Annotated in this window: 11 protein-coding genes and 2 pseudogenes; 5 read left to right on the forward strand and 8 right to left on the reverse strand. The window is 74.4% G+C overall.

Annotation, left to right across the window (positions count from 1 at the left end):
- Positions 1-641: hypothetical protein (locus KS423_RS20390; protein WP_224280997.1), on the forward strand; the 641-nt coding region annotated here is incomplete at its 5' end.
- 40 nt (positions 642-681) lie between these two features.
- On the opposite strand, the gene KS423_RS20395 is transcribed toward KS423_RS20390, so the two are convergent.
- Positions 682-1,449: an SDR family NAD(P)-dependent oxidoreductase gene (locus KS423_RS20395; protein ID WP_263455057.1), complete on the reverse strand. Its 768-nt coding sequence runs from the start codon at positions 1,447-1,449 to the stop codon at positions 682-684.
- 202 nt (positions 1,450-1,651) lie between these two features.
- On the opposite strand from KS423_RS20395, the gene KS423_RS20400 reads away from it, so the two are divergent.
- Positions 1,652-2,014, forward strand: coding sequence for a hypothetical protein (locus KS423_RS20400; protein WP_224280998.1), 363 nt, complete (start codon positions 1,652-1,654; stop codon positions 2,012-2,014).
- Here KS423_RS20400 and KS423_RS20405 read toward each other — a convergent pair.
- The 7 genes from KS423_RS20405 to KS423_RS20435 form a co-directional block, all read right to left on the reverse strand.
- On the reverse strand, positions 1,926-2,957 hold the full coding sequence (locus KS423_RS20405; RefSeq protein WP_224280999.1) for an ADP-ribosylglycohydrolase family protein: 1,032 nt from the start codon (positions 2,955-2,957) through the stop codon (positions 1,926-1,928). The genes KS423_RS20400 and KS423_RS20405 overlap by 89 nt on opposite strands.
- Positions 2,954-3,793 (reverse strand): ammonia-dependent NAD(+) synthetase, encoded by an 840-nt coding sequence (nadE, locus tag KS423_RS20410; protein WP_224281000.1) that lies wholly within the window; start codon positions 3,791-3,793, stop codon positions 2,954-2,956. The genes KS423_RS20405 and nadE overlap by 4 nt, the downstream gene beginning before the upstream one ends.
- 66 nt (positions 3,794-3,859) lie before the next feature.
- The gene (gene ftsH / locus KS423_RS20415; RefSeq protein WP_224281001.1) at positions 3,860-5,998 is read right to left on the reverse strand and encodes an ATP-dependent zinc metalloprotease FtsH; all 2,139 of its coding nucleotides are present in this window, start codon (positions 5,996-5,998) and stop codon (positions 3,860-3,862) included.
- A gap of 267 nt (positions 5,999-6,265) precedes the next feature.
- Positions 6,266-6,820, reverse strand: coding sequence for a DsbA family protein (locus KS423_RS20420; RefSeq protein WP_224281006.1), 555 nt, complete (start codon positions 6,818-6,820; stop codon positions 6,266-6,268).
- 204 nt (positions 6,821-7,024) lie between these two features.
- Entirely contained in the window at positions 7,025-8,593 is a 1,569-nt protein-coding gene (locus KS423_RS20425; protein ID WP_263455058.1) for an alpha/beta hydrolase, read from the reverse strand.
- 569 nt (positions 8,594-9,162) lie between these two features.
- Entirely contained in the window at positions 9,163-9,873 is a 711-nt protein-coding gene (locus KS423_RS20430; protein WP_224281002.1) for a DUF6461 domain-containing protein, read from the reverse strand.
- A 239-nt stretch (positions 9,874-10,112) separates the two neighbouring features.
- A complete protein-coding gene (locus KS423_RS20435; protein ID WP_224281003.1) occupies positions 10,113-11,348 on the reverse strand; it encodes a glycosyltransferase in 1,236 nt (411 codons plus the stop codon).
- A gap of 370 nt (positions 11,349-11,718) precedes the next feature.
- Here KS423_RS20435 and KS423_RS20440 point away from each other — a divergent pair.
- The 3 genes and pseudogenes from KS423_RS20440 to KS423_RS20450 all read left to right on the forward strand — a co-directional run.
- Positions 11,719-12,315, forward strand: a pseudogene (locus KS423_RS20440) (amidohydrolase family protein); the annotation flags it as partial.
- 730 nt (positions 12,316-13,045) lie between these two features.
- The gene (locus KS423_RS20445) at positions 13,046-14,452 is read left to right on the forward strand and encodes an erythromycin esterase family protein (protein ID WP_224281004.1); all 1,407 of its coding nucleotides are present in this window, start codon (positions 13,046-13,048) and stop codon (positions 14,450-14,452) included.
- A gap of 128 nt (positions 14,453-14,580) precedes the next feature.
- A pseudogene (locus tag KS423_RS20450) lies at positions 14,581-14,794 on the forward strand (hypothetical protein); the annotation flags it as partial.

Below are 14,794 nucleotides of genomic sequence, written 5' to 3' on the forward strand. Positions count from 1 at the left end.
GCGGCCACACCGCCAAGGGGGCCGGGCGCAGCTCCGCCCCGGCCGCGGGCGACGCCGCAGCTGCCCCGCCCGCGCCCGCCGCGATCGTCACCGGCCCTGGCCCGAAGAGCAGTTACGACGTCCAGCCGCAGCCCGCGCCGGGCAGCTGCCACTACCGCTACACCGCGGACAAGCAGCCGCTGCCCGACCCCGACTGCACCCCGGGCGCGATCAGCCCGGCGGTCAACCAGGACAACCTCAAGAACACCATCTGCAAGCCGGGCGGCTACACCTCGACCATCCGCCCGCCGGTGAACATCACCGGCAAGGAGAAGGCCGAGAACGCCAAGTCCTACGGCTACACCGGCCCGATGGGCGACGCCGAGTACGACCACCTGATCAGCCTCCAGCTCGGCGGCGACCCCAACGACCCGCGCAACCTGTGGGTCCAGCCGCCCTCCCCCGGCCACGTCCCGGGCAAGGGCCCGAACAACCCCAAGGACTCGGTGGAGACCCACCTGCACACCGCGATCTGCACGGGCCAGGTCACCCTGGCCGCCGCCCAGCAGGCGATCGCCACCGACTGGACGACCGCCGAGGCCAAGCTCGCCGTCCGCACCGGCTCCGCCCCGACCCCGGAAGCCGACGCCGACGGGGACTGACGGACCGCACCACCGGGCTCGGCGGGGCCCTCTCGACGGCTCAGCGGCCCAGCACCGCACCGCCGTTGAGCCCGATCACCTGACCGGTCAGGTACCCGGCGGCCGGAGAGGCGAGGTAGGCGACCGCCCCGGCCACGTCGGCCGGCGTGCCCGCCCGGCCGACCAGGGTGTCCGCGACCTTCCGGACGTGGAACTCCTCGCTCCAGCCGGCCCCGAAGATCTCGGTGTCCTCGATGTAACCGGGCGCGAGCACGTTCACCGTGATCCCGTCCGGCCCCAACTGCCGCGCCAGGCCGAACGCCCAGCCGTGCAGCGCGGCCTTGGCGGCGGCGTACGAGCCCGCCGAGTGCGGGCCCGCGCCACCGCGCTGGGCCGCCGCCGAACTGATCACCACCAGGCGGCCGCCGGGGCGGCGCAGCCCGTCCTGGAGCGCGGTGGTCAGCAGCACGGCGGTGAGCAGGTTGCCGTCCAGGTCCCGCCGCCAGGCAGCGGCCAGCGCGGCCAGACTTCCGTCGGCGGGCGGGGTGACGATCGCACCCGCGTTGTTCACCAGCACGTCCACCGGACCGAGTCCGGCGATCCGGGCCGCCGCCGCCTCGACCGCCGCCGGGTCGGTCAGATCGGCTGCCACCGGTACGACCCGCCCCGGCCCGGCAGCCCGCTCGATCTCCTCCCGGGCCTGCTCCAGCACCGCCGGCCTGCGGCCCAGGATCACCACCCGGTGCCCGTCCCCGGCCAGCCGCGCCGCGATCGCCCTGCCGATCCCGGTACCGCCGCCGGACACCACCGCGAGCCGATCCACCGTCATCACTTCATCCCCCTCACTCGTCGGCCGACCGCACACCGGCCGCCACGACCCATCCTCGGCCACCCGCCGAACACCACCACCACCACCGCACCTCGCTCCCGCCCCGGCGGCCACACACCTCGACCGCGCAACTCCCGCCCCTACGGATCCGAACCCCCGCCCGGTACCGTAACCAGGCACACGGGCGGACCGGAATCGGGGGATGGGCGCAGTGGCGCGGACGGGGATCAAAGGGCTGGGCAGGGAATCGACGGACCTGAAGGCCGGGACGGTGTTCGCCGCGCTGACGGTGGCGATCGACGGTTTCCTGCTGTCCCGGATCTGGCGGTGGGCCGGGGAGCAGACGCCCGAGGAGCATCACGCCGCGGTGGTGCAGACCCTGTGGCTCCTCGGCGCCGTCGGGTTCACGGTGCTGCTCGGCGTGGCCGTCGCGGGCGATCGGTCGACCCCGCAGCGCCGCTGGCGCTGCGCGATGCTCAGTCCGCTCCTCTGCCAGCTGCTGGTACCGGCGGCCCTGATCGTCTACTTTCTGATCGACCCGCCGGAGATCCGCGTTCCCTGGTAGGCCATGCCGGTTCCGGACCGACCGTCAACCTCGCCGCCAGATCGAGCAGTTCGGGCATCCGGAGCACCCGCCCGCCGAACCCGGGCAGCTCGACGTGCAGCGGCCCGGTCCAGCGCTCCGGGATCGCCGCCAGGCCGTACCGGGCCCCGGCCAGGCCGCCGGTGACGGCGGCGACCGTGTCGGTGTCCCCGCCGAGGTCGATCGCGGCGCGCAGCGCCTGCTCGAAGCCGTCGGTGGTGCGCAGCGCCCAGACCGCCGAGCCCAGGCAGGGCCAGACCGCGCCGTTGGCCTCGGTGGCGCGCTCCGGGTGCCAGTCCGGGGCGAGGACGGTGGCGTAGCGTTCGCGATGATCGGGGGCTACATGGGCCAGGACGGCGGGGAGTTCGGCCAGCGGGTCGGCACCGTCGAGCGCGAGCCGGACGAGCTCGTGGAAGATCGCCGTGCCCTCCCAGGCGGCCCGGTCGCCGTGGGTCAGTGCCGCGATGCGCCGGGCCGCGTCCATGGTGGCCTGCCGCCCGGCGCGGGCGAAGGCGACGGCGGAGGTCGAGGCGCGCATCAGGGCGCCGTTGCCGGCGGCGCGCAGCGTGGTGTCGAAGTGGACGGCGGCCGCGAGGTCCCAGGGCAGGCCGCTGGTGAGGACCGATTCGGTCTGGATGCCGATGTCGGGGGGCCCGGCGGCGGCCCAGCGGCGGAACCGGTCGAAGAGGTCCGGGAGGTCCAGGCCGCCCCGCTCGATCAGGGATTCGGCGACCAGGACGGCCATCTGGGTGTCGTCGGTGGCCTCGCCCAGCTCCCAGCCGCCGCCCGCCACCAGGTCACCGGGGGTGTCCGGGAAGCGGGCGGAGAAGGCGCCGGCCGGACCGAACTCGTAGGGGGCGCCGAGGGCGTCGCCCACGGCGGATCCGAGGACGGCTCCGGCGGCGCGCTCGTCCGGGCCGGTCATGCCAGGGGCGGGGTGACCGGCAGGTTGCGCTTGTGCTCGGTGCGGCGGTAGTGGCCGAGGACGGTCCGGTGGACGTCCTCGCTGACCGGCAGGCCCTCCAGGAAGTCGTCCAGGGCGTCGTAGCTGACGCCGAGGGCGTCCTCGTCGGGGCGGCCGGGGGCGAGGTTCTCCAGGTCGGCGGTCGGGGTCTTCTTGACCAGCTCGGCCGGCGCGCCCAGCGCCTCGGCGATCGCCCGCACCTGGCGCTTGGTCAGGCCGGACAGCGGCATCACGTCGGCCGCGCCGTCGCCGAACTTGGTGAAGAAGCCGACCGCGGCCTCGGCTGCGTGGTCGGTGCCGACGACCAGCCCGCCCTTGGCGCCCGCGGCCGCGTACTGGACCACCATCCGCTGGCGGGCCTTGACGTTGCCGCCGACGAAGTCCTCGTGGCCGTGGTCGGTGTAGGTCAGGCCGGCGGCCTTCAGGGCGGCGAGCGCGCCGTCGGTGGCGGGCTTGACGTCGACGGTCAGCACCTCGTCGGCACGGATGAAGCCGAGCGCGAGCTGGGCGTCCGCCTCGTCGGCCTGGACGCCGTACGGCAGCCGCATCGCGGTGAAGGTCACCTGGTGGCCCTCGGCCCGCAGCCGTTCGACGGCGAGCTGGCAGAGCCGCCCGGCGGTGGTGGAGTCGACGCCTCCGCTGATGCCCAGCACCAGGCTGCGCGCGCCGGTGGCCCGCACCTGCTCGGCCAGGAAGTCCACCCGGCGCTCGGCCTCCTTCGCGGGGTCGGGCACGGGCGCGACCCCGAGGGCACGGGCGATCTCCCGCTGGACGTCGGCAGGCAGGGGCTCGGTCATTCCGACTCCTCGGGACGGTGGGTACGAGACGCGGTCACGAGGATACGACCACCGGGGTCGCGGCCTTCACGGGCGGGGGTCCTCCCCCGGTTCCGCCGGTCCCGACGGTGCCCCCGTCCCGTCCGTCCCTCCCTGTGCCTCCGGCCCCGCCTGCCTCTCCGGTCCCGCCTGCGCCTCCGGCCTCGCCCGTGCCTCCGGCTTCGTCAGCCGGACCGGCCGGCCCGGGCCCGGCTGATCAGGGCCCGGCGCCGGGTGCGACAGGATGTCGAGCACCACCCGGCCGTCCACCGTCTCCTGGGCGACCAGCAGCGCCGCCAGCTCGTCCAGGTGGTGCCGGTGCTCGGTGAGCAGGTCGACGGACCGCCGTTCGGCCCGGCGCAGCAGGCGGGCCACCGCCTCGTCCACGGCGTGCTGGGTCTGTTCGGAGTACGGGCGGCGCAGCAGGTCCTCGGGGTTGTCGCCGAGGTAGTGCGGGGTGCCGCTGGAGTAGCCGACCGGGCCGAGTTCCGGGGAGAGGCCGAACTCGCGGACCATCCGGGTGGCGACCGAGGTGGCGTTGGCGAGGTCGTTGGCGGCGCCCGTGGAGCCCTCTCGGAAGACCACCAGCTCCGCTGCCCGGCCGCCGAGCTGGACGGTGAGCAGGTCGGTCAGGTAGCCCTCGCTGTACAGGTGCCGCTCGGCCTCGGGCAGCTGTTCGGTGGCGCCGAGGGCGACGCCGGCCGGGAGGATGGTCACCTTGGCGACCGGGTCCGCGTGCTCGCACAGCGCGGCCACCAGCGCGTGTCCGGACTCGTGCACCGCGACGGCGTGCCGCTCCTCGGGCAGCAGCGCGTTGGAGGACTCCCGCCGGCCGAGCAGCACCCGGTCGCGGGCGGCGTCGAGGTCGTCGGCGGTGAGGGTGGCCCGGTCGGCGCGCACAGCGTTGATGGCGGCCTCGTTGACCAGGTTGGCGAGGTCGGCGCCGGAGAAGCCGGGGGTGCCGCGGGCGAGCCGTCCGAGGTCGACGTCCGGGGCCAGGGTCTTGCCGCGGGCGTGCACGGCGAGGATGGCGGCCCGCTCGGCCTGGTTGGGCAGCGGGACGGTGACCTGCCGGTCGAAGCGGCCGGGGCGTAGCAGGGCGGGGTCGAGGGCGTCCGGGCGGTTGGTGGCGGCGATGACGACGATGCCGGTGCTCTGGTCGAAGCCGTCCATCTCGGCGAGCAGCTGGTTCAGGGTCTGCTCGCGCTCGTCGTTGCCGCCGATCCGGGTGCCACCCGCGCGGCGGCCGCCGACGGCGTCGATCTCGTCGATGAAGATGATCGACGGCGCGCGCTTGCGGGCCTCGTCGAAGAGGTCACGGACCCGGGAGGCGCCGACGCCGACGAACATCTCGACGAAGCCGGATCCGGTCACCGAGAGGAAGGGCACCGAGGCCTCGCCGGCGACCGCCCGGGCGAGCAGGGTCTTGCCGGTGCCGGGCGGCCCGACCATGATCACCCCGCGTGGCCCCTTGGCCCCGGCGGCGGCGTACCGCTCCGGACTGCGCAGGAAGTCGACCACCTCGCTGACCTCCTGCTTCACCCCCTCGTACCCGGCCACGTCGGCGAATCCGGTGGCCGGCCGCTCGGCCTCGATGATCTTCGCCCGGGACCGCCCGATGGCGCTCAGGCCGCCACCCAGCGACCGGGCGGCCATCCGGCCGGACCAGAGGAAGAGCGCGCCGAAGATCAGCAGCGGCAGGAAGAGCAGCAGGGTGGACCAGATCGAGCCGCCGCCGCTGGTCCGGCTGCCGGTGATGGTCACGTGGTGGCCGGAGAGCGCGCCGCTGAGTTCGGAGGTGCCCAGAACGGTGGGGATCTGGCTGGTGAAGTGGGTGCCGTCCTTGAGCGTGCCGCTCACCCCGCCGGTGTCGCTGACGTCCACGGTCTGCACCTGGCCGGCGTTGACCCGGTTCAGGAAGTCGGTGTAGCCGTAGCGGGTACCGGGCTTGCCGGGATTGGAGAAGAGCACCAGCAGGAACAGCGTCGCCAGCACGGCGAAGGGCAGCAGCCAGCGGCGCCACGAGGGCGGCGGGGGCTTGGCCGGGCCGCCGGGGCCTGGCCCCGGACCCTGGCCCGGTCCTCGCGGTTGGCCCCGGCCCTGCCCCGGTCCGGCACCCGGTCCGGCGCCGGGGCCCGGCGGGGTCGTGGGGTGGCGGGCAGCGCGCAGCCGGATTCGTGCGATCATCCACGCCCACCGCCTCTCGGGGGACCGAACAGCCTCCGCCCCTCCATGGTCGGACGCTCCGCGCCCGGACGGGAGGCCGAACGGGACGATACCGGTCCAACCGGGGCAAAACTGCACCGCTCGACGGTCCGCTCGGTGCGGCTCGCCCGGCGTGGGTCGGCGGCCGGCCGCAGCTGCGGCCCCACCGCTCGACCGCTCCGTCAACCCTCCCCGCTACCGCCCCTTCGGCCGCCGGTCAGAGCCGCACGTCCTCGCGCCCCCGGCCGCTCAGGAGAAGTCGAGGCCGCCCGTCCGGGTCCGCTTGAGCTCGAAGAACTTCGGGTACCCGGCCAGCAGCCGCACACCGTCGAAGACCCGTACGGCGTCCTCACCGCGCGGGATGGCGCTCAGCACCGGGCCGAAGAAGGCGACGCCGTCCACGTGGATGGTCGGTGTTCCGACCTCCTCGCCGACCGGGTCCATGCCCTCGTGATGGCTCTTGCGCAGCGCCTCGTCGTACTCGGTGCCGTTCGCCGCCCCGGCCAGCTCCTCCGGCAGGCCCGCCGCCACCAGCGCCTCGCGGATGACGGCGTCGTCGGCGGGCCGGTCCTGGTCGTGCAGCCGGGTGCCGAGCTCGGTGTACAGCGCGCGCAGCACCTGCGGGCCGTGCTGCTCGGCGGCGGCGGTGCAGACTCGCACGGGGCCCCAGCCGGTGGTCAGCAGGCGCTGGTAGCGCTCGGGCAGGTCGGTGCGGCCCTCGTTGAGGACGGACAGGCTCATCACCCGGAAGTCCAGGTCGAGTTCGCGCTGCCGCTCGACCTCCAGGATCCATCGGGAGGTTATCCAGGCGAACGGGCAGACGGGGTCGAAGTAGAAGTCGACCTTGGTGGTGTCGGTGGCGGCCCGGTGGCCGTTGTCGAGGTGCTGGTGGGGCGCGCTGTTCGTCGCATCGTTTGTCACACCGGAGAGGCTAGGCCCCGGGTGGCCCACTCTCCAGGGCCAATCGTCGACCGACCCTGCGGGCCACTTCTACGCCCGGCCGGCCGCTCAACTGCACGTCTTCCCGTTCGCCGGCACCGTGCCGTCCAGCAGGTAGGCGTCCACGATCTGCTTCAGGCACGGGTTGCCGGTGTTGTAGCCGCCGTGCCCCTCGCCCTGCAAGGTGACGGCGACGCCGACGCCCGCGCCGAGCTGCTGCGCCATCGCGCGGGCGCCCTCCACCGGGGTGGCCGGGTCGCCGGTGGTGCCGACCACCAGGATCGGGGCGGCGCCCGGCGCGGAGACCTCCGGACGGGCGGCCTTGCCGGGGACGGGCCAGCCGGTGCAGCCGGTCAGGCCCCAGGCGGTGTAGGGCCCGAACACCGGCGAGGCGGCGCGGAACTGCGGCAGCTGCTGTTGCACGTCCTGGTCGGAGTAGCGCTGCCGGGCGTCCACACAGCTGATCGCCCGGTTCGCGGCGTTCAGGTTGGTGTAGTGCCCCTGGGCGTCGCGCCCGTTCAACGCGTCGGCGAGCCGGAGCAGCGTGTCGCCGGTCCCCTGCTCCGTCGCCTCGGTCAGCCCGGCGGCCAGCGCGGGCCAGGTCTCCGTGCTGTACAGGGCACCCGCGATGCCGGTGACCGCCAGGTTCTCGGTGAGCTGCCGCCCCTGGCTGGTGGGGAGCGGCGACTGCGCCAGCTTCTGCACCAGTGCGACGACCTTCGCGGTGCCCTCGTCGCCGCCCGCGCCGGTCGGGCAGGCGGCCCCGGCCTGGGCGGCGCAGGCCTTCATGAAGTCGCCGAGGGCGAGTTGGAAGCCCTGGGCCTGACCGAGCGCGGACTGCTGAGGGTCCTTGGTCGGGTCGACCACCGAGTCCAGCACCATCCGGCCGACGTGCTGCGGGAACAGGTGCGCGTAGACGCCGCCGAGCTGGGTGCCGTAGCTGATGCCGAAGTAGGACAGCTTCCGGTCGCCGAGCACCTGCCGCATGAGGTCCATGTCCCGCGCGGCGCTCTCGGTGTCCACGTACGGCAGCACCGCACCGGAGTTGTGCTCGCAGGCGGCGACGAAACGGGCGTTGCCCTCGTCCAGGGCCTTTACCGCGCCGGGGGTGTCGGGAGTGCTGTCGGCGGCGGTGGACTCGTCCATCGCCCGGTCGTCCAGGCACGTCACCCCGGCGCTGGCGCCGACCCCGCGGGGGTCGAAACTCACCAAGTCGTAGCGGGAGTTGAGGGAGGCGTAGGTCGCGCCGAGGGCGGGCAGGGTGGCCACACCCGAGGCGCCGGGGCCGCCGAAGTTGAACAGCAGCGAGCCGATCCGGTGCTGCTCGTCCTTGGCCCGGCTGCGGATCAGCGCGAGGCCGATCGTCGTGCCGTCCGGTTTGCTGTGGTCCAGCGGGACCTTGAGGGTGGCGCACTGCCAGTCGGCGGCGGGCGCGGTGCCGTTGCCCTGGGCGTTGGTGGGGGCGGCGCAGGCGTGCCAGTCCAGCTGCTGGGCGGCCAGTCCGGTGGCGGTCCCGATGGCCGGGGGGGCCTGCTCGGGCTCGGCGGCGAAGGAGCCGTCACCCTGGCAGCCGGTGGCGGCGGTGAGCAGCAGGACGGTCAGGCCGATTGCTCCGGCGCCGCGGACGACGGTGTGCATGGGGTGGGACCACCTCTCGGGTCGGCCGGGCACCTCGGGGCGCGGTCTCGGGCCTGCCGGCCGCCCCGGCCCGCGACAGGACTGCGTGCGCGCCCGGCGCTCGGTTCTTCGACGCACCACAGACCCTAGGGTCCGGGGCCCGGCGATGCCCTGCGACGACCTTCGGCTGGGGGCGCGCGCCGAACCGGCTGCCACCGGCCGATCGGGTGAGAGGCCGATCCGCGCGGCCCGGTTGCGGGGCCTCACGGTGGCGGTGGGGCACGTCTCCACCGCCGTGTCCCGTCGCCACCCTGCCGATCGGCAGGGTGGCGACGGCGATCGCGGCCCGGGAACCTCCCGATCGGCACCTGTGCGACGGGCTGGCGGCGCGCAAGGATGACGCCATCGGGGCCCTGCCGGTGGGCCCGGGAAGGAGCCCTGCCGTGACCTCCCTGTTCCTGTCGTTCTCTGTCCTGTCGTGCCTGTTCCTGCCGTTCCCGCTCCTGTACTTCGCCCTGTCCGCTGCCTTCTGCGTCTCCCCCTGGGCCCGCGTCAACGCCCTGCACGCCAGGTGTCGCCGGCGCATCCCCTCAGCGCGGCGCCATGCCCGGGGTTCCCCGCACCGCGTACGCCGGCAGGCGCAGCCCGCCGAGGGCTGCGCGGGGCAGGCTCAGTCCGAAGCGCCGCTCGACGGCGCCGAGGGTGCGGCGTCGGGCGGCCCCGTCGGCCGGCCGCCCGGGGTCGCAGGAGGTCACGCCGTCGGCCTCCAGAACGCCGGCGGCGACCAGGTCCGGCACCAACAGGTCCGGCTCCTGGCCCCAACGCCAGCGCTCCTCGCCGAGGCCCAAGCCACACAGCACGGCGCCGTCCCGGGCGTAGTCGAGCAGTGCCTGTCGCTGCTCCGGCATCGCGCGGAAGTGCACCACCTCGACGCCGTCGCGCGCTATCTCGGTGAGCAGCTCACCGCCGGTGGAGTCGCCGTACTCGATCGCGAACGACCAGCCGGCGCACGCACCGACCCGGATCACGCCGTCGCCGTCGTCACCCGGGCGGTAGACCTCGATGTCCAGGTCCCGGATCTCGGTGTCGCTGATCGGCCGGGTCACGGCGGCCGGGTCGGCGCCCATACGGCGGGCGAGCTCCTCGGGCGTGATCCCCCGGGCGAAGACGACACCACCGAGCTCACCGTCCGTGTCGCGGCCGCCCGTTGACGATCCGCCGGCGCCCGGCCCGCCGATCTCCGCGAGCCACTGGATGCCGTCGCCGTCCTGCCCCACTCCCTCGTGCGTGCCGTCGGTCATGCCGCCCTCCCCTCGCGCGTGGCCTGTGGTGACCGGGCGCGCCGGTCGGCACCCTAACCGACCCGGCCGACAGCCGGAGACCGGTCGCCGGATCGGTGCCGGACCCGGCCGCGCGCCGGGCCGACAACCACCCCTGATCAATCGGAAGGAGGCTGATCCGGAGCCGAACGCACCCGGCCCGCGCCGTCATTCGCCCGGCACCGACACCGACACCGACACCGACACCAACGCCGCACGACTCATCCGGAAACGGTCGGCACCTCCTGGCCCACCGCTTCGAACAGCAGCTTCGCGGCCACCGTCGCCCCGTCGGTGCGGATGCTGCCGGCCACAGCCTTCGCCCGGACACGGGTCTCGGGCGCCAGGGCCGTGGTGAGCGCGGCAGAGAGCGAGTCGACGGTCGGCGTGAGGTCGAGGTGGGCCGCGCCGATGCCCAACTCGGCCACCCGGCCGGCCCAGTACGGTTGATCCGCGATCCGGGGGACGACCACCTGGGGTACGCCCGCCACGGCCGCGGTCGTCGTGGTGCCCGCACCGCCGTGGTGGACGACGGCGGCCACCCTGCGGAACAGGGCCTGCTGGTTCACCTCGCCGACGACGTGGCAGTCCTCGCGGTCGTCGATCGGGGCGAGCCCGGCCCAGCCGCGCGCGAGGAGCACGCGGCGGCCGTGCGCCCGGCTCGCTTCGACGGCCACTCGCGCGATGCCCTCCGGTGCGTATGCGGCCATGCTGCCGAAGCCGACGTACACGGGCGGTTGACCGGCGTCCAGGAACGCCTCCAGGTCAGCGGGGAGCGGGCGGTCGTCAGGCAGGATCCACGCCCCGGTCGACACCAGGTCGAGCTCCGTCCTGCCCTCCGACGGGCACAGCATCGGATCCGCCGCCAGCCACGGCCGCTCGGTGAAGACGTGGTCGCGGACGTTCTCCACCGGCGGCAGGCCGATCGCCGCGCGGTGGCTGTTGAGCGCGTCCCCGTACAGCCCGTTCACTCGCTGGGCGTCCTGCTGCCACAGTTTCCGGTAGTCGGTCTCGTCCTGTGGGGACGGCGTCCCCGGCCGCCGCCCGGGCCGGAAGTGCCGCGAGGGCAGTCCGAAGATGTGGAAGCAGGCCAACACGTAGGGGAGGCCCAGCTTCTCGGCGACGTCCCGCGCCCCGGCCGGCATCAGACCGGTCGCCAGCAGCACGTCACAGCCTTCGGCCGCCGCGGTCAGCGTCTCGAACCGTGCGGCGACCAGCTCGCGGGCGAGCCGGAACGCGTCCTCGGCCGTCGGCGGCTTCGGACCGGCGACCACCGAGTGCACCGACGGACCGAGCGGCACCAGCGGCACCCCGACCCGCGCCAGCAGGTCCGCGAACTCCTCGTCCGGCGGCGCGCACACCCGCACCTCCGCGCCCAGCCCCCGCAGCGCCGCCGCCAGCCCCGCCAGCGGCTCGACGTCTCCGCGCGATCCCCACGTCGTCATCAACACGCGCATTTCACGACTCCCGTTTCCGCAGGTCATGGCCTTACGGCCGGGATTCTGCGACACAACGGGGGGCTTGCCGCAAGCCCCGGGGCACGCTATAGCTTGAGAGTGGCAAGGGGATTGGCTCTCCTTGCCGTTTCCCTTGGCCGCCCGGTCCCACCCGCGCACACCGAACCTGCCGCACCGGAGCGATCCGCGCCCTGAACCCCGTCTGCCCCGGCCGATCCGCCAGACGCCCGCCCGCTCCGCACGCCCCTACCGTCGGGCGGCCTGCCGCGGGCCCGACGGCCACTCCGGGCCGTACACACGAGAAACCGTCGGCCCGGTAGCCTCCACCCCAAGTCCTCTGCCGCAGGCAGCTCATTCCGGCAAACCACCGCTCGACTCGATCGAGAAGGCAACGAGCGACGGCACGCCGCACGGGGTGTCCCCCGTCCGGCACCGGATCGAGCACATCGAGACCGTTCCGGACGCGCTCGTCCGGCGATTCGCCGAGCTCGGCGTGGTCGCCTCCATGCAGCCCACCCACTGCTGCGACTTCACCCGGGCCGACCACACCGACAACTGGTCCCGCCGCCTCGGCGAGGAACGGGCCGACCGTGCCTGGCGCTGCCGGGACCTCTGGGACGCGGGCGCCACCGTCGTCCTCGGCTCGGACTGGCCGATCGCCCCCTACCCGCCGCTGGGCGTCATGGCGGGCGCCCGCCACCGCCGTCCCACCCGCGACCCGAGCCAGGCCCCGCACAGCCCCGGCCAGGCGCTCACCGCCGCGGAGGCGCTGCTGGCGATGACCGCCAACGCCGCCCACGCGGCCGGCGAGGAGCAGCTGGCGGGCAGGATCACCGTCGGCCACCGCGCGGACCTCACCGTGTTCGCCGCCGACCCGCTCACCACCCCGGCCACCGAACTGGCGGACCTCCCCGTCCTGCTGACCGTCCTGGACGGCCGCCCCACCCACCGCTGCGACTCGCTCTGAACCGACCGCGGCCCGCACCGGACCGGGTCACTCCACCGGCCCGATGGCACGACCCCGACGCACGGTCCGAACGCCGGGCCGCCCCACCACGTACCCCTGGACGGGGGGACGCGGGGCCGCCCGGGCCCGCGCACGTGCCCGACCGAGGAGGCACGATTGCCCGCACCGCAGCCACCGGGCTGCTCACCGGACTCCTCTGCCCGGGTGGCGCGTCCGCCGCGTTCGCGAACCCCACCCCGAACCGGCCAGGGGCGCCGAACCAGACCTGCTGGACGTTCCTGGCGGCCGGGGGACAGACCCCGGGCCACACCGGTTCCTCCCCCGGCTCCCCCTTCGACGAGCCCGGTCTCGGCAGTCAGCCGAACGGCCGCCGGGGCGGGCCGGCGTGCAGAAACGCCGGCACGCCGTCCCCGTACGGCGTCGCCTGCTACCAGCGGTTCGCCCGTTCGTCCTGAACCGCCCGGCCCCTGCATTCCGTTGTGTTCCGTTTCCGTTTTCCGTACGGTGGTTCCGCGCTCCGGCCCACCGGCCGGGAGCGCGGGACCGCCCGGGGGTTGTCCCCCTGCTGGATCCGGTGGCTCTCCCCAGCGCGTCGCCGCACCTCGGTGATCGACGATTCTTCGGCCGGCCTTCGTCGGCGAACCGATCGCACCCATCGAACCGGCTTTCCGAATCGTCGAATCGACGCTTCGAGGAATCGGCGGTTCGACGAACCGAGGAGCAACCCGACATGACCGCACGCAGCAAGGAGCGCGGCACGCGCATCGACCGACGCGCCCTGCTGACCGCCACCGCGGCCGCCGTGACCACCACCCTGCTCGCCCCTGCGGCCCGCGCGGACCAGCCGGGAAACCCCGACCAGCCGGAGAGCGCGAACCGGTCGGGCCGGACGGACCGTCAGACCTCCACCGTAGTCAGCGAACTGAGCGCTCTCGCCCATCCGTTGAGGTCCACCGAACCCACGGGTCGGACCACCGACCTGCGGCCGCTGGGCTCGATGATCGGCGACGCCACGGTGGTGGGGCTCGGCGAGGCCACGCACGGCGCGCACGAGTTCTTCACCATGAAGCAGCGGGTGCTGCGCCACCTCGTCGAGGAGAAGGGATTCACCACCTTCGCCCTGGAGACGAGTTGGTCCTCCGGCCTGCGGATCGACGACTACGTCCAGGGCCGCACCGGCGGCGACGCCCGGCAGCTGGTGAAGGACACGATGGGCACCTCGCCCTGGGAGCGCCAGGAGTTCGCCGACCTGATCGACTGGATGCGCGACCACAACCGTGCGCACCCGCTGCGCCCGGTCCACTTCCTCGGCGACGACCTGGACTTCCCGGCCATCGGCGACCAGCTCTTCGACCGGGTGACCGCCTACGTGCGCGAGGCCGCCCCCGGGTCGCTGCCGCGGCTGGAGCAGCTGTACGCCGGCCTGCGACCGTTCGACGACGCCATCGGCTACATCACCACGCGGCCGCTCGCCGAACGGCGGCGGAACGCCGCCGTGGCGCAGCAGACGCTGGAGCTGGTCACCGCCGCCGGGGGCGAGGACGGCGAGGCGTACGCGTGGGCGGTGCAGAACGCCCGGAGCATCGCGCTGACCTTCGCCTTCAGCGCCGTGAACCTGGAGGACACCGCCGACGTGGCCGCCATGCAGAACCTCCGCGACCGGGCGATGACCGACAACACCCTCTGGTGGCAGCGCCGCACCGGCGGGAAGGTGCTGCTGTCCGCGCACAACGGCCATGTCGGGTACCGGAGCAGCGACCCCGAGCTCTACCCCAGGACCCAGGGCGAGTACCTGCGCGACGCCCTCGGCGCGGGCTACGTCGCCATCGGTTTCACCTTCGGCCGCGGCTCGTTCCTCACCAAGGACTCGCCGTTCGCCCCCGACTGGAAGACGGTCACCGTTCCCCCGGCAACCGCCGGCATGAACGAGTACGTCCTCGACCGGGTCCGCCCCGGCGACTACTACGTCGACCTGCGCTCCGCCCCGCCGGCCGGCCGCGCCTGGCTGGACACCGCCCGCCCGACCTACGACGCCGGGACGGAGTTCCGCAGCGACCCGCTGCCGCGGCTGGCGATCGGCCCGGCCTACGACGCGCTGATCCACCTCCACGGGACCGGCGCGGCCCGCCGCCTCTGAGCGTTGTCAGCGGTCGCTGCCAGCGCGCCTCTCCGTCAGCAGCGGTTCGCGGCAGGACGGACCGCACCACCGACGGGGGAGGCACCAGCACGTGCCTGATCGGCGGTCTGCTCCCGCACCGCGAGCGCATGCTCGGCCCGCTGCTCGTCGAGGACTACGCGCCCGCGGTCCGCGAGGGCCTGCCCCGCTCGGACCTGACGTCCGTCTCCGAGCCCGCGGACCTCGGCGCGGTGGCGGCCGCGCGCTCGTACCTCTTCGCTGTGGAGGCGGAGCGGTCGCCGTGGATCGCCCCCGGCCCCGTCCCGCTCCGCAAGCCGGACGCCGACGAGCGCGCGGCCGCCG

The organism is Streptomyces sp. LS1784, assembly GCF_020103755.1.
Taxonomy (GTDB): domain Bacteria; phylum Actinomycetota; class Actinomycetes; order Streptomycetales; family Streptomycetaceae; genus Kitasatospora.

Excerpts from the sequence above, each read along its gene's own strand:
- KS423_RS20405 (WP_224280999.1), bottom strand. The coding sequence starts at position 2,957 with ATGACCGGCCCGGACGAGCGCGCCGCCGGAGCCGTCCTCGGATCCGCC.
- nadE (WP_224281000.1), bottom strand. The coding sequence starts at position 3,793 with ATGACCGAGCCCCTGCCTGCCGACGTCCAGCGGGAGATCGCCCGTGCC.
- KS423_RS20395 (WP_263455057.1), bottom strand. The coding sequence starts at position 1,449 with ATGACGGTGGATCGGCTCGCGGTGGTGTCCGGCGGCGGTACCGGGATC.
- ftsH (WP_224281001.1), bottom strand. The coding sequence starts at position 5,998 with ATGATCGCACGAATCCGGCTGCGCGCTGCCCGCCACCCCACGACCCCG.
- KS423_RS20430 (WP_224281002.1), bottom strand. The coding sequence starts at position 9,873 with ATGACCGACGGCACGCACGAGGGAGTGGGGCAGGACGGCGACGGCATC.
- KS423_RS20425 (WP_263455058.1), bottom strand. The coding sequence starts at position 8,593 with ATGCACACCGTCGTCCGCGGCGCCGGAGCAATCGGCCTGACCGTCCTG.
- KS423_RS20445 (WP_224281004.1), top strand. The coding sequence starts at position 13,046 with ATGACCGCACGCAGCAAGGAGCGCGGCACGCGCATCGACCGACGCGCC.
- KS423_RS20435 (WP_224281003.1), bottom strand. The coding sequence starts at position 11,348 with ATGCGCGTGTTGATGACGACGTGGGGATCGCGCGGAGACGTCGAGCCG.
- KS423_RS20400 (WP_224280998.1), top strand. The coding sequence starts at position 1,652 with ATGGGCGCAGTGGCGCGGACGGGGATCAAAGGGCTGGGCAGGGAATCG.